Genomic DNA, 21,539 nt, shown 5'->3' with positions numbered 1-21,539 from the left:
GGTCACTGGTCACTGGTCACTGATTAAATGACCAATGACAAACGACTAACTTCTAACTTTTTGTCCCGTACCGTTTTTTTGTGCGGTATCTTCAGGGATTTCTACGCCAAAAACGCGACCAAAAGCTTTTTCTACCTTGTAGCCAGAATCAATGGACTCCAAGGGGTCTTTCCGCAATCTATGACGCAAACACAAAGTAATTACGCGACGAATATCATCAACTGTGACTTCATTTCGCCTTTCAAAAGCGGTTATTGCTTTAGCCGCGCGGTTGGTCACTATATCGCCCCGCAATCCATCCACATCCAGTTCAGAACAAACTTCAGAGATTTTCACTCGTAAATCGTAATCAATTGTAACAGTTGGTAAAAGCTGTTGGGCATTGACGATTTTTTGCTGTAGTTCTTCCTGCTGAGATTTGTACTTTTCCAAAAATGCCGGAGGATTTTGGTCAAATTCTGCCCGTTGTTCAACAATTTGCACGCGTAAGGCTGGTTCTTTCACTGTATGAATCTCAGCATGCATACCAAAGCGATCGAGGAGTTGAGGACGCAGTTCACCTTCTTCTGGGTTACCAGAACCCACTAGCACAAAACGCGCTGGATGTCGAATAGAAATCCCTTCCCGTTCTACCGTATTCCAACCACTTGCAGCAGAGTCAAGAAGCACATCTACAAGGTGGTCATCTAGCAAGTTCACTTCATCTACGTAGAGGATACCCCGATTGGCTTTTGCCAACAATCCCGGTTCAAAGGCTTTAACACCTTCTGATAAAGCTTTTTCGATGTCAATAGTGCCGCAAACTCGGTCTTCTGTGGCTCCTAATGGCAAGTCTACCATTATCACCTTTTTTCGAGATGTGGGAATATCCGCCCCTTGCTCTAGCTGTTGGCGAACTTCATCGCTCATCAAATCGGGATCGCTGGGATGGCTGCTAAATGGGTCATTGGCGACGACAGGAATTTCTGGTAGCAAGTCAGCCAGCGCCCGGATAGTGGTAGATTTTCCCGTACCGCGATCGCCCATAATCATGACACCGCCAATTTTCGGGTCAATCACGTTCAACAGCAGAGCCAGTTTCATTTCTTCCTGACCCACAATTGCTGTAAATGGAAATACCACACGACGCGCACTTGCGGTGGCTTGAGCAGTTGGACTCACGCTTGTTACCCTATCTATATATTTCTTATTACCGTCTTTATTGTGCCATAGGTAGGGGTCTGGAGATTAGAAATTGGGGTCAAGGGGGATGCTCAATTTCCCAATCCCTAATGCCCTTATTCATCAAGTTTTGTAAAATTAGTCGAATTGCTGCGTAAAAGTTTGAAACTAACTTGATATACCAACACGGGCTATGATTTTTTGAATTTTTGTTTTTATACAGGGTGGCTTTAACTATTTGCCGATTGCCAATTTATCGGCAATTACCTAAACATACCTACACTTTCTTAGTTTGTAAGCGGAATATTTTAATATGAAAGTTAAACCTACTTTACGAGTCACTACACTTCCGAATATCACGATATGCAACCCTTCAACCGATATTGTACTACCAAACGGCTTATTACGCTTGAAGTCGATCGAGAGGTTATCGCCTCCTGCAGACGGTTCTTCAATCTCTGTGTACGTGCGAGTTGCTGATGAAATAAACGCTAACGGGCCCTATAATCTTAATTCTAGCAATCAGGCTCTACTTAATATTGATAGATGTTTGCAAAATTCACTCACCCTTTCTCTTTTTCAATCTATTAATTCAGGAGAACCCCAATTTGTTAATCGTCAAACAGTTTCAATCACAGATATCACGTCTTTGACTCCACTTCAGTTTCTAGGAATGAATGAAACGAATTATCTTCTCAGTTATGAAATTATAGTAGGAGGCTGTGCGTAAAAATTAAAACTCTAATAAAGATATGTTAAAAGTTCATCGTTAGTTGTGAATTGCTAATGGCAATTAGCAATTAGCTGTTAGCAATTAGCAATCACTAACCACCTGAATGAAACGATATATTCTCCATTTTTGGATTGTTAGCGGATTTAGCATCTGTTGTTCTCTTGGTGCTGGCTCTACTGATGCTCAAGAAACTCAAATTATCCCAGATGGGACTCTACCCAAGAATTCCATTGTCGTACCCCAAGGTAATATCCATACTGTAACTGTAGGAACAGAAGCAGGTAAGAACTTGTTTCATAGCTTTAGGCAATTCAACATTAAAGCAGGAGATAAAGTTGATTTTATCAGCCCTAACACAAATATCGAGAATATTTTAGTTCGGGTAACGGGTGGAAATCGCTCTGAAATTATGGGGTCTCTGGCTACGACTGGAGGTTCTAATCCGAACTTGTTTTTGATTAATCCTAGCGGAATCGTGTTTAGACCAAAAGCTAGTTTGAATGTAGGTGGTTCGTTTGTAGCAACAACTGCAAATGCGATCGCATTTGGCAATCAAGGTTTTTTCAGTGCTTCTTTGCCAAATAATCCTGCATTACTGACAGTTCAACCTTCTGCTATTTTATTCAATCAAATTGCGGCTCAAAGTTCGATTATCAATCAATCGACAGCAGGTTTAAAAGTTCCTCAGGGAGAAAGTTTATTGCTACTGGGTGGGAATGTGAACTTAAATAGAGGTATTTTGGAAGCAGAAGGTGGTAACGTCGAGTTAGCAGGTGTGGCGAGCAATGGAACAGTAGGGCTTGTTGAAAATAAGAATCTGCATTTCATTGTTCCCGATAATTTGGAGCGAGCTGATGTGTCACTGACAGATGATGCAAAAGTTTTAGCTCAGAATGGTGGTAGTATTGCGATCGCAGCCCGCAACCTGAATCTACAAAGAAGTAGCATAACAGCTAGTGTAAACTCAGTTAGTACTCAACCGGGAAATATTTCTCTTGATGCTACTGGCAAGATGGCGATCGCAAGAAGCTTTATCTGGAATGAAGTCGGTGACCCAACGAGCTTCTTTAAACCATCGTCTCAAGCTGTGGGCAATACAGGTGGTATATACCTCAAAACTGGATCGCTGTCCTTAAGTGATAGCACTAACCTGAGTACCAACACCTATGGTCAAGGAAGCACTGCAGGAGTGTTTGTTCAAGCTAGAGAGTCCGTTTCTATTGCCGATAATAGTTCCATCACCAGCGATGTAGATCGTCTAGCAGTTGGCAGTACTGGCGGTATAGATATTAAAGCCGAGTCGCTTTCCTTAAATAATCGTGCTAAATTGAGCGCCAACATTTATGGACAGGGAGACACGGTAGGAGTCTTTGTACGGGTTAGTAATTTTGAGTCTATTGCAAAAAGTTTTATCCAAGCTAAAGCAGGAATTGCAGCATCAAACAAAGCTGGTGATATCAATATTCAAACAGGAAACATATCCTTAACCAACGGTTCAAGTTTGGAAACCGACACTGTAGGTCAAACGATGGCTGGAAATGTCATTATTGAAGCTCGAAATACCGCCTCTTTTGACAATAGCTTTATCTTTAGCGATACTTTTGGAGCGGGCGATGGAGGCACCATAAATATCAAGGCAAAAACCTTATTTTTAACCAATGGTGCGGAAATATTGTCCAGAACTTTGGCAAAAGGGAAGGGAGGCAATATTCAAATCCATGCATCCGAGTCCGTTATCATTTCTGGTGTCAATCCAGTTGCGGGCAATTTGATCAGTGGATTGATTGCAAGTAGTGAAGGGGAAGCGGGAGGGCAAGGTGGTGATATTAGCGTAACAGCTCCTATCTTGCAAGTCTCAAAAGGAGCCGTTTTAAGCGCAAGAACTACGGGTGCTGGTTTTGGAGGCAATATTAAGGTTAATACCAACACCCTCGATCTGACTGGTGGTGGACAATTTGTTACCAGTAGCTTTAGCAGTGGGAATGCTGGTAATATCACAGTCAATGCTACTGACACTGTGACTATCTCTGGAAGCGATCCGACTTTAATCACTCGATTGGAGAAATTTGGTTTGAAGTTGATAGACAATGACGGTTCTAATAGTGGCTTTTTTTCTCGCATCCAAGGGAATCAAGTGGCTAATGCTGGCAACATAGAAGTTACGGCTAGCAAACTGCGTCTCAGTAACCAAGGAACCATTACAACAGAGACTAAGTTCGGTGAAGGTGGAAACATCACTCTCAAGACTCAAAGTATTTTGCTAAGTAACAACAGCAGCATAACTGCTACTGCAGGGACTGACAATACAGGGGGGAATGGAGGCAATATAAATATTGATACTAAGTTCTTAGTTTCCTTAGGCAATAGTGATATTACAGCTAATGCTTTTACTGGAAGGGGCGGAAATATTCGCCTTTACACTCAAGGGCTTTTTCTAGATCGGGATACAGACATTACTGCCAGTTCTAAATTTGGGATAGATGGTTTTGTAGAAATCAATCAACCTGATACCGATCCCAGTAGTGGGTTGGTGGCTTTATCTACAAATTTAGTTGATGCATCACAACAGATTACGACAAGCTGCAATTCTGCGGGTAACCCAACTAACAGTTCATTTGTTGTTACGGAGCGTGGTGGTATGGCGAGTAGTCCTTTCCAACCCCTAATAGCTGATGCTTTGCAAGTGGATTGGATAACTCCCCAGTCTGAGCCTCAAACCAACTCTTTTTCATCTGTGGTAAGCCGGAGACTTGACGCTTTGCGTATCGCCAAATTTACATTGCCAGAAACGATCGTTGAAGCAACTGGATGGGTGAAAAGCAGCAATGGTGAGGTATCTTTAGTTGCACATACACCAAAAACAACACCTCGTAGTTCTTGGCATTCTGTTCAATGTGCTATCTAGTCAAACCTCTATCCCAACTAAATATCGTTACAGGTTCTTGAGCAATATCTTGTAAATCAATAGATTTTAAAAATTTCAACCAATCAGTTTTTAGATTCTTATTTTGTGAATTAGTACGAAGTAGTTCACCCAAGTTTGTAAGTGCGTCATACCAAATATTGTGGTCAAAATAAGTTAGATACTTCTGAGATTTTGCCACCTTTAATTTGAGATCGAGTTCCGGTGTCAAAGCGACTCTTTCTATCCAGGCATCAACATAAAAATATCTAGCTTTTGCTTCTTGTTTTCCACAATAGATTTTGAAATACCAATGATATTTCTTACCTATTTTTAGGGAATAGCTAGGACTTGATGGTAGGCTAATGCTGATTACTGCTGCTGTTGGAGGTAGTGTTAAAAATGTTCGGTAGATATCTTCCCCGGCTTCATCTTGCAAAAGAAATTCTCCATTACGAGTATTGTTTGGTAGCTCTGGAATATAGACCCAAAAGGTTGGATGTTTGGAAATAGTTGAGGCCAAAAAAGATGCAGAGTCTTGAAAATCATCCAACTTTTCTTTACCAGGAACCAACGCGGTAACAGGGATGTTAAGTGCTGGACAATCATTGCGACTAGTACCGCCTCTGCGGCGACCAATAGGTGCTCCATTATCAGGTAATTGCGGTTGTTGCACTGACTGATTTTGCTGACTGTTGGGATAATTTGTAACTAATTTGACAACTGATGCTTGCATTGGTAGAGAAAAACTTGCCAGACCAGGGATCGCCAAAGGAACAAAGTACCTCAGGCTCATCAATGTAAGAAGTAATCTTTTCTTAGCCAATGTTTTCTGAGTCATAGTTCAAAACTTAAAATTTTTGGCATTTTCTAGATTAAGGTGAGCGATCTGTCGAACTAAAGTATACAACTACTACTGGGACAATTATAAGTGCTAATGCAGGTGGAATTAGTGGTATCCATCCTGCATTGATTAAAATGATACAGCAAATACCGAAAAGAAGGGAAAGTTCGACTGCAACTGCCAATCCCAGATATACTGGACGATGAATGCACCAAGCAAGGATACCCCCCAGCAATGACCATCCAAAGACCCACAAGGCTTCTAGCCAACTAGGCCACCACCAAATTAAAGACCGCCCATCAAGAACTGCGCTGAGAATTTGGGCGATCGCCTGAGCCTGCACAAACATTCCTGGTATTTCTTTACGACTAGGGATTGCTGTCGCACTGTAGGGGGTTTTCCAGCGATCGACAGCACTGACTGCAGAAACGCCTATGATGACTATGCGATCTTTGACCAAGTTGATTAATTCAGGGGTAACTCGATCCTCCAAAATTTCTCTAAGAGATACTTGCTGGGCAATATCTACAGGAGAGCGGAGAGAACGATAATTAAGCAGTATTTGATAACCAGATGCATCTATGTTTTGATAACCACTAATATGAGTTGTTAATTGCTTGAATAGTACTTTGCCAATTTGTAGTTGCCCATCAGCAGTAACTTGTGATTTAATACCTTGAGCATCTAAATAGTGGAGTGCTAACTGGAGGCTTAAGGCATATTTTGCAGCACAAGGAGACGTAACGGGAAGAGTTAAATGTAACAAATGGCGACGAGCCACTTCGTCATCGTCCGCAATAAAATCGCTAAAACCCAAGCGGGATTTTGGCACTTCTGGAGGTTGGGGAATGCCATCTGGAACACCATCTTCAGGAGCAGGAACTTTACAAGCAGCAAAAAAGCGACTGTCGAAGCGCAGGCGATTTGCTAAATCGGGATACTCAGGATTGACGGGGAAATCACGATAGATATCTATTCCTATAGTTCTTGGTTGATATTGCTCTAGTTTTTCTAGAAGTTGCAGAAGCGCTCGATCGGATAAAGACCATCGAATAGGCATTTGTAGCCGATTTTGATATTGAATGTCAGCTTCATCGATAGTTACGAGCAAAAGACGCGGATCTTGTTGTTCTATTGGTCGTAGCGCCATCAGGCGATCGAAAGTTTTTAACTCAAAGGGTTGGAGTATTCCCAGATACCTAATCCCTATGACAAAAAAGGCGATCGCTAAACTCACACTAATTACTTTATAAAGATTGCGCCAAGTATTGATCGAGCCACGTGCAGCCAAAATTCTCGCTTTCGACGAGAATGACTCTTTTTTCCCTGCGCTTAACTCATTAATCTGAAGGTCTTGGTTTCGGCTTACCTTAAGTTGCTCTAAAATTATCTGCGGTTGTAGAGGTCGCTCTTGGGGCGCGGGTATCATCAGAGCGTCGATTAAATTTGCTAAACCAGTAGAAATATGAGGTGCTTTATCTCGCCAAATTAACCGATCGCTTTGAGGATTTTTCGGCAAATCATTGGGGTGTATACCTGTCAATAAATTCACAAAAGTACGTCCTAGAGCGAAAAAGTCTGACTGATAACCGGCTTGACCTTGAATTTGCTCTGGTGCTGTATATCCAAGAGAATAAACTCGAGTAATATCACCTAATTCTAGTTTTTCGACATAAGTCATAGTCACTTGTCTCGCCGTGCCAAAGTCAATCAAAACCAGTTTCCCATCAGGACGAAGCATGATATTGGATGGCTTAATATCTCGATGTAAAATTTGTTCTTTATGGATTTTTTCTAATAGTTGAACAAGTTGTAGTAACCAATCAATTGCTGATTCTTCAGATAATTTTCTATTTTCTTCTAACCAATGAGCTAGATTTTGCCCTGGAATTTTCTCCATGACTAAGCAATGCAATTGTTTACATCTATCTTTGAGAGAAAAACAGAAACAAGTATCGACTTGAGGAACTCCTAGATGTCTCAACTGCTTAAGGATTCTAGCTTCTTGCTCAAACAGTTCAACTAATCGGTGGCGATTGCTGGTCAAAACTTTCAGAACTTTTGTTGTTCCTAAGTTATCTATTTCAAATATTTCTGTATAGTGATTTTGATTTAATTCTCTTAATGGCTTAATCACACGATAACGCTCGTTAATAATTAAGCTAGAGCCACAGTTCTGGCAAAAATCTTGATCGTCGGGATTTTTGCGATAAAGACACCAGGGATTGATACAGTAGCTCATATTTCAACATTTTGATTTGGAAAAGGGATTACCTGTTATCGATAGCTAATATTACTTAGCTCCAATTTTAGTTCTAAAAGCAAACTTTCAATATTGCTTCTAGCATATCCGACAACTAGCGAAGTTTTTCCTTGCAAAAATGAGAGAATTTTTGTTAGCTGCTCCTCAATCAGACTTTCATCTCTTAAAATATGACATAATTGGTTCTTAATGGGTTTAAGAATTAAGCGGACTTGCATTTCGTAGATCTCTTTATTTGTTTGTGTCTTGTTAACCAAGGCGAGTGTTCTCAAAAGTTCAATTTTCTCAATTTTTTGATTTCTGCTGAATTCCCGAATCTCGGTACAAATGCGCTCACAAATTTGGTTGAGGACGTATTGAGAAACTACAGGTTGCTGAAGTGAAAATATCACTTCTTCTTCTTCAACAGTTCTTTCAATCAGCGATCGCCTCAAAAGTGATTCCAGGGCTTCGATTAATTCTGCTTGAGCCACAGATGCTAAAATCTCTGCACGCAATTGGGATAGGGAAATCGGTTGACACTTAATCGCCAGCCAGTAGAGAATTTCTTGTTCTAGAGCCGATATGTACTCAAACTGTTCGTCTAAAATATCGTTCAGCTCGCCAAAAACAATCGTTTCTTGTTTCAGAAAAGCAGAAACCTTGCCACCGAACAATTCTTGAATCGTACTGGCAACGATTTTTAAAGCTAAGGGATTACCTCTATAAAGTTGAATCAAGTCTTCCCAACTATTTGGATCTAACAAATTCTTCTCTTTGAAGATTTCCTGAGCGTGTGAATCCAACCCCTTGAGATATAACGAGCGGACTGGACGAGTTTCTCCTTCCATAAGACCAATTTCTCTTGGTTTCTCACGAGCTATCCACATCAAGCAGCTACGATGAGACTCTTGCCCTAATCGTCTTAATAACTTACTGTAACTTTGATATCCTTCTCGATAATGTCCGGAAAAATGATGACTCTGCTGAATTCCCGTTGTTGTATCTAGAACGATTAGACATCGATGTCGGCGTAAGAGACTAATAAAATTAGAGATTTGAACGTCAATGTCTTCTTCTATTAAATAGTCGTTTGACTGAGGTGAGAGAAACCGGGTTAGTTCAGCCAACAGTTCGCTGACTGATGGCGTGCTTCGCAAATCTCGCCAAATCACAAACTCAAACTCATGCTGTATCTGTCGAGTGCAGTGTACAGACAGAGTTGTCTTGCCAATTCCCCCCATACCCACAACTGCTACTACTCGGCAACTGTCATTTACGAGCCATTTTTTTAACATGGCGAGTTCTTGAGTGCGCCCGTAGAAAATATTGATTTCCGGTACTTCACCCCAATCTTGGTGCAGTTTTGTCTGACTGCTTCTTAAGCGATCGCTGCTACCCCTAGATTGCCTTGTATCAATCTTATTGATACTTGTTGCTGATACAGAATTCAGCGATTCAGAGGAAGGTAACGTTTTCTTTGGTTGCCCTTCCCACAGCCGCTCAATTATAAATCGAAAATTTGTTTTACTAATGTCCTCTCCCAAGGCTTCTGACAATAACTTCCAAAGTCTAGGAGCCGCTACTTGTTTGATGTAACCCAGGCTGTACTGACAAGTTTCTGCAATCTGTTCATAAGTTTTAGCTTGCCAAGCTCCTCGCAGTACAACAGCCTCAACATCTCTCAAATGCTGACCCGTGTTGGTGAGAATAACACTATCTATAGTTTTTATGACTTCTTCTAAATTCATCGACGGTCAAGAGTATACATAAGTTACTTCCTACAGATTAACTCTTGTATTAACTTTATTCAAACAGGAGGATCACAAATTGTCTTAAATATTATGCTACCACCTAAAAACATTACAAACAAACAGTTTTTACTCTATTCAGTCGAAATACATTCTAAAAACATCTTCCAGCTTGACTATATGCTATGCAAGATAGGAGATTGTTAGTTTTACTCAGTACTCAGGTCAAAAATCATCAGAATATTGGATTCCAACTTTATTTGTAAATTTTTTTGAAGACATAAACTTAATTTAACCTTGGTTTATTAACCTTATTCATGACTGCTGTATTAACTAAGTTAATCTTTTATGTTAACTAGGTAATAAACAGAATTTTGCTGATGTTTCCCAAAGTATGATTTTGGGCCAGATTTGACCAATTTACAGCAGTTTTTACCTAAATGAACCACACCGTCTGTAAAGACGCAATGCCTTGCGCCCCTACGACTGTGGTCTCTTTCCTGAAAATGGCTGTAATCTCTTTAGCTCGTAATTTACAGTGAGGTTGAACTATGGTTTCTAGCACCTGTATTGCTAGGCAAAGTAATTCTCAAGTTACACTGCGACTACAACAAGAAGAGTTACGCTTTACTAAGTTTTTGATGGATCGTGTAGCAGATCCAATTTTCTGGATAGAGCCAAACCAAAAACCAAACGCACAGTTCTTATATGTTAACAATGCAGCTTGCCGTTTGGTTAATTACTCTCATGAGGAGTTGGTATCTATGAGTATACAAGACCTAAACCTAGATTTCTTGATCAATGTTTGGTCAACCTTCTGCAACACTGCTAAAAAGCAGCGTTATTTATCCTTTGAGACTCGACATCAGACAAAAGAAGGTCATTGTATACCAGTTGAGATCACTGTCACCTCTGTAGAGTACGAAGGCAAAAACTATAGTTATCTGTTTATCTGTCATATCAAGTCACAACAGGCTTCCTCATTAGCTTTACCAAAAAATCAACAACAGACTTCCTCCCAGAAGTCATACAATTCGCAGTATCAGCTATCTACAGATACTCAAACAGCAGAACCAGCATATCCTCTGTCGATATTGCCTTTGGACTCACTTTTGAATCAAGTCTTCAATTTTATTGAAGAAAGTTATCATCAATCAATTAGCTTGTGTGATGTAGCTACAGCAGTTGGTTACTGTCCGGCTTACTTAACTAATCTGGTACGCCGTCATACAGGAAAAACAGTGAATCATTGGATTGTCGAGCGCCGGATGTTAGCAGCACGTACTTTACTCCGGGAAAGCAACCTGTCGGTAAGTCAGATTGCTGAGGCAGTAGGCTACCAACATGAAGGGCATTTTTTCCGGCAGTTTCGCCAGAATCATCAAACTACGCCTCAAGCTTGGAGAAAAGCTCAATTTATCTAGCAAGCTGTTCCATATTTAATTTGCATATTAAACCGCAGAGGCGCAGAGGGCGCAGAGTAAGAGAGAGAAGAATTTGATGCTTTTTATCAAATCTTAAAAATATGCAAGTTAAATGTGTTTTAGCGTAGAACAATCTTCAATGGCATTCAGTACCCCTGTTAAGGTGTACCAAGAAAGTACTAATCGGGAAGCTTATTCTTGCATTGTGTTCTTATCCCTTAGACCTAAAATTGATCGCAAAAATTATTTTTTTGCTTTTGAATTTTAATAGGTGTAAGGCTAAAACTCCTATTAATATGTTGGAAAACCTTTACCTTAACAGGGATAGATATAGCAAACTAGGTTGTTTACCTAAAATTAACCTAAAATTTTTTCTTATTGCTATAAAATCATCAAAAGTAGACATTAAAATGTAAAATTAGCTTTAATGAAGATTGAGTTTGCACCATGACTTATAGCGGTTGGCATTGCAGAAAAAAATCAAAATTAGCGATTTGCCTAACTTTGTTTGACATAATTGTGATTTCATCAGTAGAACGTACTTTAGCTCAGAGTAATATTGTTCCTGATAATACCCTGGGAACCGAGACATCCAGAGTTATAACTAATTCGGATGGTCTTCCTATAGAGAATATTAGTGGAGGTGCATACAGAGGTGTCAATCTTTTCCATAGTTTTCGAGAATTCAATGTCGATGAAGGACGCGCTGTTTATTTCACGAATCCAGCAGGAATTGAGAACATTCTGAGTCGGGTGACGGGTAGGAATCGTTCTCAGATTTTAGGAAAGCTAGGGGTATTAGGCAATGCCAACCTATTTCTCATCAATCCCAATGGAATTATCTTTGGACCTAATGCCAGTCTAGATGTCAATGGTTCTTTTGTAGTTACATCAGCGAATGCCATTCAGTTTGGCGAGCAAGGCTTTTTCAGCGCCTCTTTCCCAGAAACTCCGCCCTTACTCACAATCAATCCCTCGGCTTTATTTTTTAATCAAGTCGGTGCGGGGTCAATCGAAAACAGATCTATTGCTTCAGCAGGAGTTAACAGCACTGGTAACCCTGTATTTGGATTGAGAGTTCCTAATGGACAAAGCTTGCTATTAGTGGGAGGAGATATTGCACTCAATTCAGGCGGATTAAATGCTTTGGGCGGTCGAGTGGAATTAGCAGGTGCAGCTAGTCCAGGGACGATAGGGTTGAGTTTTAATGACTCAAATCTCGCATTGACATTTCCTAATCAAGTCGTGCGAGGCGATGTTTCACTGACAAATAAGGCTTTTATTAATGTTGCTGCTGATGGAGGTGGCGCGATCGCTCTTCATGCCAAAAACATTAATCTTTCTGGAGGCAGTTCTCTAAATGCTGGCATATTAGCAGGTTTGGGAACACCAGAAATAAAAGCAGGGGATGTTACCTTAAATGCTACACAAGCCATATCCCTCAGTCAATCAAGCCGTATTATCAACCAAGTCAGTCAGGATGCTACTGGCAATGCGGGGAATATCAATCTTCAAACAGGTTCACTGAATTTAACTGAAGGAAGCCAGTTGAACGCCCGTACTTTGGGAAGAGGAAATAGTGGGAATGTCTTTGTAGATGTGAGTGGTGCTGTCACAATAGATGGTGAAGACAGCAATGGCTTTCCTAGTGGAATCATCAATCAAGTTCAAAGATCGGCAATCGGAAATGGCGGCGACATTAATATCAAAGCAGAGTCCCTAACTCTTACACGGGGAAGTCTGGTGAGTGCTAGTACCCTGGGAAGAGGAAATAGTGGGAATGTCTTTGTAGATGTGAGTGGTACTGTCACAATAGATGGTGAAGACAGCAATGGCTCTCCTAGTAGAATCATGAGTCTAGTGCAACCATTCGCAGTTGGAAATGGTGGCGATATTAATATCAAAGCAGAATCCCTAACTTTAACACAGGGTGGTACTGTAACTGCCAGTACTTTTGGAAAAGGAAATAGTAGGAATATTTTGGTTGATGTGAAAGGTGCTGTCATAATAGACGGTAAAGGCGGCAATTATAGTGTAATCGCCAATCAAATTCAAGAATCAGCAGTTGGAAATGGTGGCGATATTAGTATTAAGGCAGAATCCCTGACTTTAACACGGAGAGGTCTTTTGAGTACCGCTACCTTGGGAAGAGGAAATAGTGGGAATATCTCTGTGGATGTGAAGAGTGCTGTCACCATAGACGGTGCAGAAGGCGAGGACTTTGTCAGTGCAGTTAGAAGTGAAGTAGCACCGTCAGCAATTGGCAATAGTGGTAACATTAATATCAAAGCAGAATCCTTAACTTTAAAACAGGGCGGTTTTGTAAATACCAGTACTCTTGGAAAAGGAGATAGTGGGAATATTTTAGTGAATGTGAGTGGTGCCCTCACCCTGGAAGGTGTAGATAGCAGCAGCGTTACCTATCCTAGTAGAATCGCCAGTCAAGTACTACCGTCGGCTATCGGAGATGGTGGTGACATTAATATCAAAGCAGGTTCCGTAACTTTAAAACAGAACGGTACTTTGAATACCGCTATCTTTGGAAAAGGAAATGCCGGAAATATCTCTATGGATGTGAAGGGTGCTGTTACAGTAGACGGTAAAAATAGCGATAGCTTTGGTGGTTTCATCGCCACTCAAGTGACAGAGTCGGCAGTCGGAGATGGTGGCGACATTAATATCAAGGCAGAGTCCTTGTCCCTAACACAGGGAGGTAGTTTGACTGCTAGTACCTTTGGACAAGGAAATGGCGGGAATATCTTTGTAGATGTGAAGGGTGCTATCACAGTGGATGGTGAGGGTAGCAATGGCTTTCCTAGTGGAATCAACACTGAAGTAGCACCGTCTGCTATCGGAAATGGTGGCGACATTAATGTCAAGGCAGAGTCCTTGTCCCTAACACAGAAAGGTACTGTGAGTGCTAGTACCTCTGGACAAGGGAATAGCGGTAATATTAGGGTTAACTTAACAATGCCTACTTCTAAGTTAATCCTTAGTGATGGAGCGCGGATCCAAGCTAGCACATTAGGACAAGGAAAAGGTGGAAATATCCAAATAGAGGCTTCTGACTCTGTAAATCTTACCAATGACGCTAAAATTTCAGTGAACAGCCAAGGTCAAGGCAATGCAGGCGAACTGGGAATTACAACAGGCTCCCTAACTCTCCGAGGGCGATCGCGTTTATTGGCAGATACTGTTAGTAGTGAAGGTGGTAATATTCAATTGCAAGTGCGAGATATATTACTGCTAAGCGACAAGAGTGGCATTTCTACGACAGCAGGACAACAGGGGGCAGGGGGCAATGGTGGTAATATTGACATCAACACAAACTTTTTAGTCGCCGTTCCTTCGGAAAATAGCGATATTACGGCTAACGCTTTTGAAGGCAGAGGTGGTTTGATCGGAATTAGTACTCAGGGCATTTTTGGTCTAAAAAAGCGCGAAAGTCTAACTCCACTCAGCGATATCACCGCCTTTTCCCAACAAAATCCCCAGTTTGATGGCGAGATAGTTATCAATATTGAAAATCCAGATATCAGCAACGAGCTAGTCGCTTTGCCCACAAATCTAGTCGATGTTGGTAGGCTAATTACCCAAGGGTGTTCGGTAGGTAGAGTCATCACAGATAAACAAGAAAGTCAATTTATCGTTACAGGACGAGGCGGGTTACCTCCACAGCCAGGAGAAGCGTTACGCATTCCAGCGATCGCTGTACATGGAAGCACTTTTGTAGCGGAAAAACAAGACCAATCTCCAGACATAACTACCACTCCCCTAGTAGAGGCAAATGGTTGGAGGTTCGATGAGCACGGACAAGTTATTTTAACCGCCGCTACCACTTCTGGATCTGCTAGTTTTGGGACACAACAAAGGGAGTGCCATGGGTTTTAAACGCCTACTAGCGTGAAGAACGATCTGGCAAACTAAGTTATGAAAGTCATAGCTCTACCAGGAAACTTCGGGTTGTTTACCTAAGCTTAACCTAAGAAATTTTCTGGTTGTCATAGGATGAACAGAAGCAGACTTTAGCTAAATTTTGTTCCCTATGAGTGGCGATTGGTATTGGAAGAAAAAGTTTAAGTTAGTAATCTGGTTAGCTCTGCTTGAAACAATCATGATTCTCTCAGTAAAAAGTGCTTATGCCCAGAGTCAAAGTCATATTGTCCCCGACAATACCCTAGGAACCGAGAGTTCCAGTGTGATAACTAATTTGGATGGTTCTCCTCTAGAGACGATCGCAGGCGGAGCGCGGCGAGGGGTCAACCTTTTTCACAGTTTTCGAGAATTCAATGTCGGTGAAGGACGCGCAGTTTATTTTACGAATCCAGCAGGAATTGAGAACATTCTAAGTCGGGTGACGGGTAGGAATCGTTCTCAGATTTTAGGAAAGCTGGGGGTATTAGGCAATGCCAACCTATTTCTCATCAATCCCAATGGAATTATCTTTGGACCTAATGCCAGTCTAGATGTCAATGGTTCTTTTATAGCTACATCAGCGAATGCCATTCAGTTTGGCGAGCAAGGCTTTTTCAGCGCCTCTTTCCCAGAAGCTCCGCCCTTACTCACAATCAATCCCTCTGCTTTGTTTTTTAATCAAATTGGTGCGGGGTCAATCGAAAACAGATCTATTGCTTCAGCTGGAGTTGATAGCGCTAGCAACCCTGTAGTTGGTTTGAGAGTTCCCAATGGACAAAGCTTGCTATTAGTGGGAGGGGACATCGCCATCAATGCAGGGAGATTGAATGCTTTGGGTGGTCGAGTGGAATTAGCAGGTGTCGCCAGTCCAGGGACGATAGGGTTGAGTGTTGATGACTCAAATCTCGCATTGACATTTCCTAATCAAGTCGTGCGAGGCGATGTTTCACTGACAAATGGGGCTTTTATTAATGTTGCTGCTGATGGAGGTGGCGCGATCGCTCTCCATGCCAAAAATATAGATATAAGTGGAGGAAGTTCTCTCAATGCTGGCATTGCAGTAGGTTTAGGAACACCAGAAACCACAGCAGGGGATATTAGTTTAAATGCCACAGAAGGCGTATCCCTCACTCAATCAAGCCGCGTTATCAATCAAGTCAGTGAGGATGCTACTGGTAATAGTGGCAATATTAATATTCAAGCAAGCTCACTGAATTTGACTGAGGGAAGTGATTTGAGTGCCCGTACCTTTGGAGAAGGAAATACTGGCAACATCTCTGTGAATGTAAGTGGTGCCGTCACCTTAGATGGTTTGGGTAGCAATGGTCTTCCCAGTGGAATTATCAATTTAGTACAACCTTTGGCAGTTGGAAATGGTGGCGACATTAATATCAAGTCAGAGTCCTTGACTCTAACACGGGGAAGTATTTTGGATGCTACTACTCTTGGAGAAGGAAATAGTGGGAACATCTTGCTTGATGTAAGGGGTGCTGTTACCTTAGACAAGGCAAATAGTGTTGGCTTGTCTAGTAGAATTAGCAATCAAATGGGATTATCGGCAGTTGGAAATAGTGGCAACATTATTATTAAAGCAGAATCCCTGAATCTAAGACAGGGCAGTGCGTTAAATGCCACTCTATCGGGAAGAGGAAATAGTGGGAACATCTTGATTGATGTAAGAGGTGCTGTCATCCTTGAGGGACAAGGCGGAGGCTTTTTCAGTGGTATCGCTAATCAAGTGGGATCGTCGGGAGTTGGAAATAGTGGCGACATTAATATCAAGGCAGAGTCCGTCATTTTTGAACAGGGTAATGAATTGAATACTAGTACTTTGGGAAGAGGCAATGGTGGAAATATCTTTGTGGATGTTAGGGGTGCTGTAACCATAAATGCTGATGGTGGTATCTTTAGTGTGGTCAGATCGTCAGCAATTGGAGATGGTGGCAACATTAATCTCAAAGCAGAGTCGCTGAAAATAATACAAAGTGGTGTTTTGAATACTTTTACCTTAGGTAGGGGAAATGCTGGAAATATCTCTGTGGATGTGAAGGGTGCTGTGATAGTGGATGGTAACAACACAGACTTTAATACTGGCATAGCAACTATAGTCACAGACTCAGCAATTGGAAATGGTGGCGACATTATTCTTAAGGCAGGATCTCTAACTCTAACACAAGGAGAGATCGCAGCTAATACCTTAGGACAAGGAAAAGGTGGAAATATTGAAATAGAGGCTGCTAACTTTATAAATCTTACCAATAACTCGGAAATTTCCGTCAACAGTGAAGATCAAGGAGATGCTGGCGATTTGAGAATTCAAACTGGCTCTCTAACTCTCCAAGGGCGATCACGTTTATTGGCAGATACAGTTAGTAGTGAAGGTGGTAATATTCAATTGCAGGTGCGAGACATACTATTGCTACGGGATAACAGTGGTATCTCAACCACAGCAGGACAGCAGGAGGCAGGGGGCAATGGTGGTAATATTGACATCAACACAAATTTTTTAGTCGCCGTTCCTTCGGAAAATAGCGATATTACGGCTAACGCTTTTGAAGGCAGAGGTGGTTTGATCAAAATTAGTACTCAGGGCATTTTTGGTCTAAAAAAGCGCGAAAGTCTAACTCCACTTAGTGATATCACCGCTTTTTCCCAACAAAATCCCCAGTTTAATGGCGAGATAGTCATCAATATTGAAAATCCAGATATCAGCAGCGAGTTAGTCCCTTTGCCCATAAATCTAGTCGATGTTGGTAGGCTAATTACTCAAGGGTGTTCGGTAGGTAGAGTTGCCACAAATAAACAAGACAGTCAATTTATTGTTACAGGACGAGGCGGGTTACCTCCACAGCCAGGAGAAGCGTTACGCATTCCAGCGATCGCTGTTCATGGAAGCACTATTGCTGCTGAAAAACAAGACCAATCTCCAGACATAACTACCACTCCCCTAGTAGAGGCAAATGGTTGGAGGTTCGATGAGCACGGACAAGTTATTTTAATCGCCTCTACTACTTCTGGATCTGATAGTTTTGGGATAAAACAAAGGGAGTGCCATGGTTCTTAAACATTTACTAAAGTTGAAAAAGACTTGGCAATGCAATCTCCGCAAGTTATTAAAGCTGCTCAAAACAATTTCCCTCATCTTATTAGGTATAATTTTATTCGTCAAAATCTCACTTTTATTGCCTGAGCCAGTAGCAGCACAAGAACTAGCAATAGAGGCTGCAAAATTAACAATTGAAGGAAAAAAACTCTACGAAGCCGGACAGTTTGATGCAGCGGCAGACATTTGGCAAAAAGCAGCTAATATTTACAAACAATCAGGAAACGAGGAAGGCAAGACTGAAAGTTTGATTAACGTCGCTGAAGCCCTGCAAGCCAATGGATTGAATCTCAAAGCTTGTCATCAGATATTACAAGCCTTTAACATTGCTCAGCCTGATTGCCGACTATTAATCCAAGACAATGAAAGATATAAACTGCAAAACTCTTGGTTCCAAACCCTTGAATCCAAACCAAATTCCCTAACTAAAGCTAATGGCTTGCGTAGCCTTGGTGATGTTCTGCAAAAACTTAATTACCCAGATTTGTCAACAAAAGTTTTAGACTTAAGTTTGCAAGTCGCTCGCCAATTATCATCGCCAACTACCGAGAGTGCTGTTTTGTTGAGCCTGGGGAATGCTCAACGATCTCTAGGTGACAGAATACAGATTCAAGAAGGTAAAGTCAATCCACAAAACTCACGTCCTTTAAGTTGTGGTAACCAAGCCAAAGATAGTGTAGAAATTTCGTTTTATCAGCAAGCGGTTTCACTCTATCAGCAGGCAGTAACTCAATCTCCATCTGTTGAGAATTGGGTGCAAGCACAACTCAATCACCTGAGTCTTTTGCTCAAAATTAATGAGCTAGATAAAGCACAGAGTTTAGTACCTCAAATTGAGTTGAAACTCAAAGATTTACCCACCACGCAAACAACAATTTCCGCTCGGATTAATTTTGCTGAAAGTTTAGTTTGTCTCAACCACTACTCTGCTATCAATACTGTTGACTTGAATGACATTGCCAAAGAGTTAACAACAGCTCTTCAACAAGCAAAAAGCCTTGGGGATCGGCGTGCTGAATCTTATGCCTTTGGATATCTTGGTTGGCTCTATGAACAAAACCAACAGTTTTCACAAGCTCTAACCCTTACCCAAAAAGCACTTTTTCAGGCTCAGGCAATCCAAGCAGTAGACGTGGCCTATCAGTGGCAATGGCAATTAGGACATATCCTCAAAGCTCAAGGAGATATTAAAGGAGCGATCGCGGCTTATGATGCAGCTACTGATAGCTTGCAATCTCTGCGGAGCGAGATGAATGCGCTTAATTCTCAGATGCAATTTTCCTTTCGAGAAAAAGTCGAACCTGTCTATCGACAACTAGTGGAATTGCTTTTGCAAAATCAGGGAAGTTCTGGGTTAACAAAGAACAATAGTCTTCAAAAAGCCCGGATTAAGATTGAATCTTTACAATTAGCAGAACTAGAAAATTTTCTTCAAGAAGCCTGTTTAAAACCCAGAATTGCAATAGATCAAATTATTGATAAAGATGATTCAACAACAGCAATTCTCTATCCAATTATTCTGCAGAACCAATTAGCGATTGTTCTCAAGTTGCCTCAGAAAGAAGAACTTCGCTATTATGCAACTCTCATCTCCCAGGAGCAGCTAGAAAGTACTGTCACTAAGTTACAACAAGATCTACCAAATGTGACTCGAACTTCTCAAGTTAAACATTTATCCCAACAGATATACAATTGGTTGATTCGTCCTATAGAAGCTGATTTAAATAGCAGCAACATAGAAACTTTGGTATTTGTCCTAGATGGTTCCTTACGCAACATTCCTATGGCAGTTTTATATGATACCCAACAACAGAAATATTTAGTTGAGAAATATGCGATCGCTTTAGTCCCTGGTTTACAACTTGTCGCACCAAAACCTCTACGCAGTTCACAGATTAAGGTTTTAGCGGCTGGAGTGAGCGAAAAACGCTCTGTCGCAGGTCAAGAATTTGCTCCATTGACTAATGTTAAGAAAGAATTAGCCCGCATCCAGGTTGAGATACCTAAGAGTGAACAACTTCTGGATAGTAAATTTACCAAAACCAATCTACAAAATAAACTGCAATCAGCTTCTTTTTCTGTAGTTCATTTGGCCACTCACAGTCAATTTAGTTCTAATCCCGAAAAAACCTTTATTCTCACTTGGGATAAATTGCTCAATATTGAAGATTTAGTTGACTTACTAAAGAAAAACAACTCAAATGGTTCTAATTCTATCGAATTACTAGTCCTGAGTTCGTGCGAAACTGCTGCAGGCGATCGACAAGCCGCTTTAGGATTAGCTGGAATTGCTGTTAGAGCAGGCGCAGAAAGTACGGTGGCAACTTTATGGTCAGTAGACGATTTTTCTACTAGTGAAACCATGAATTACTTGTACCAAGAATTAAACAAAGGAGCGACTAGAGCTAAAGCACTTCAAAAAGCCCAATTAGCTCTCTTTAAAAAAGAAAAGCGTCCTTATTTTTGGGCAACTTTTGTTTTGGTAGGAAATTGGCTTTAATTTCAATACCCGTGACAATACTGCAAGGGATTACGATAATTGAGGTGTCAGAACCCCGGTTTCTTTAAGAAACCGGGGTTCTAATTTCCGCTTATTCGAGTAGTATTGAATTCTAACCTGCATATAGCAGTCCTATTTGAGTTGTAAAAATTATTAACCACAAAGACGCAAAGAGCACGAAGAAAAGAGAGAAGTGAGAATTTTACAAATGATTTAGGATTGCTATAGCACTCCTATTTGATTTTTGAAATACACGTAGGGTGGGCAATGCTCACCACTACAAATACTTATACTTTATCACAAATTAGATAAGATTGTCCTATTAGTAATAATACCATTATCTAAAGCTTAATTGAATATCAAATTCCTATTTCTCATCAAGTATCTAAAGAACACACAGTAAAAATACAGTATTTTTTGTTCTTCTATTTAGCGTATTTACTTATTTTTGGAGTGATATTAGTATTAGATTAACGAAGCAAAAGAAACAAAAATCTAGCAAACAAACTTCTTGTTTATTTCTTTTGTTTTGTCTTTCTTTTGTTGTCTTTCTAACTATTCTAAGGAGAAAAATTCATGTCCGTCAATACCCAAGAAAACAATCAAGAGTTCACCGTTGAGTTTTCAGAAGAAGATTTAAAGGATATAGCTGGTGGCGCAAAGCCAAAGTTTGAATACCGTGGTAAACCAGGCCAAGCTCCCGAATTTCGCGGTTTTGTTGGAGTAAGACCTATTAAAACCTTTCCATTCCACAAATAACGAGGTTAATTAAGTACTAATTTCAGTTAGATGACATATAGCAATCCTAAATCATTTGTAAAATTCTCACTTCTCTCTTTTCTTCGTGCTCTTTGCGTCTTTGTGGTTAATAATTTTTACAACTCAAATAGGACTGCTATACATTGCATCATCTAATGTCAATAGTGCCAGATCGAGCTACTTGCACTTGTGTATCACCTTTGCC

General features: G+C 40.9%; 11 protein-coding genes. 7 read left to right on the top strand and 4 right to left on the bottom strand.

Annotated elements, in window-relative coordinates; genetic code table 11:
• Window positions 1–45: 45 nt before the first annotated feature.
• Window positions 46–1,161: a magnesium chelatase ATPase subunit I gene (gene bchI / locus WA1_RS13445; protein WP_017745273.1), complete on the bottom strand. Its 1,116-nt coding sequence runs from the start codon at window positions 1,159–1,161 to the stop codon at window positions 46–48.
• Window positions 1,162–1,474: 313 nt separating this feature from the next.
• On the opposite strand from bchI, the gene WA1_RS13440 reads away from it, so the two are divergent.
• Window positions 1,475–1,891 (top strand): hypothetical protein, encoded by a 417-nt coding sequence (locus WA1_RS13440; RefSeq protein WP_017745272.1) that lies wholly within the window; start codon window positions 1,475–1,477, stop codon window positions 1,889–1,891.
• Window positions 1,892–1,997: 106 nt separating this feature from the next.
• Complete coding sequence (locus WA1_RS13435; RefSeq protein WP_066612871.1) at window positions 1,998–4,799, top strand: beta strand repeat-containing protein; 2,802 nt, start codon at window positions 1,998–2,000, stop codon at window positions 4,797–4,799.
• Here the strand turns inward: WA1_RS13435 and WA1_RS13430 are convergent.
• Genes WA1_RS13430 through WA1_RS13420 form a run of 3 tightly spaced genes read right to left on the bottom strand, consistent with a single transcriptional unit; the run spans window position 4,792 to window position 9,633 of the window.
• Complete coding sequence (locus WA1_RS13430) at window positions 4,792–5,637, bottom strand: DUF928 domain-containing protein (RefSeq protein ID WP_017745270.1); 846 nt, start codon at window positions 5,635–5,637, stop codon at window positions 4,792–4,794. The genes WA1_RS13435 and WA1_RS13430 overlap by 8 nt on opposite strands.
• Window positions 5,638–5,671: 34 nt before the next feature.
• Window positions 5,672–7,882 (bottom strand): CHASE2 domain-containing protein, encoded by a 2,211-nt coding sequence (locus WA1_RS13425; protein ID WP_017745269.1) that lies wholly within the window; start codon window positions 7,880–7,882, stop codon window positions 5,672–5,674.
• 35 nt (window positions 7,883–7,917) lie between these two features.
• Entirely contained in the window at window positions 7,918–9,633 is a 1,716-nt protein-coding gene (locus WA1_RS13420; RefSeq protein WP_017745268.1) for a helix-turn-helix domain-containing protein, read from the bottom strand.
• A gap of 551 nt (window positions 9,634–10,184) precedes the next feature.
• Here WA1_RS13420 and WA1_RS13415 point away from each other — a divergent pair.
• The 5 genes from WA1_RS13415 to WA1_RS13395 all read left to right on the top strand — a co-directional run bounded on the left by WA1_RS13415 (window position 10,185) and on the right by WA1_RS13395 (window position 21,334).
• The gene (locus tag WA1_RS13415) at window positions 10,185–11,057 is read left to right on the top strand and encodes a helix-turn-helix domain-containing protein (RefSeq protein ID WP_017745267.1); all 873 of its coding nucleotides are present in this window, start codon (window positions 10,185–10,187) and stop codon (window positions 11,055–11,057) included.
• A 519-nt stretch (window positions 11,058–11,576) separates the two neighbouring features.
• Complete coding sequence (locus WA1_RS13410) at window positions 11,577–14,948, top strand: two-partner secretion domain-containing protein (protein ID WP_272819129.1); 3,372 nt, start codon at window positions 11,577–11,579, stop codon at window positions 14,946–14,948.
• A 154-nt stretch (window positions 14,949–15,102) separates the two neighbouring features.
• Window positions 15,103–18,036 carry a two-partner secretion domain-containing protein gene (locus WA1_RS13405; RefSeq protein ID WP_017745264.1) on the top strand — a complete coding sequence of 978 codons (2,934 nt, stop codon included), beginning with the start codon at window positions 15,103–15,105 and terminating at the stop codon, window positions 18,034–18,036.
• The gene (locus WA1_RS13400) at window positions 18,026–20,575 is read left to right on the top strand and encodes a CHAT domain-containing protein (protein WP_017745263.1); all 2,550 of its coding nucleotides are present in this window, start codon (window positions 18,026–18,028) and stop codon (window positions 20,573–20,575) included. Before WA1_RS13405 ends, WA1_RS13400 begins: the two co-directional genes overlap by 11 nt.
• A 576-nt stretch (window positions 20,576–21,151) precedes the next feature.
• On the top strand, window positions 21,152–21,334 hold the full coding sequence (locus WA1_RS13395; RefSeq protein WP_017745262.1) for a hypothetical protein: 183 nt from the start codon (window positions 21,152–21,154) through the stop codon (window positions 21,332–21,334).
• Window positions 21,335–21,539: the final 205 nt, after the last annotated feature.

The organism is Scytonema hofmannii PCC 7110 (assembly GCF_000346485.2).
GTDB classification, from domain to species: Bacteria; Cyanobacteriota; Cyanobacteriia; order Cyanobacteriales; family Nostocaceae; genus Scytonema; species Scytonema hofmannii.
Note: the sequence above shows the minus strand (reverse complement) of the source record. Positions and strands in the feature narration are given on the sequence as shown.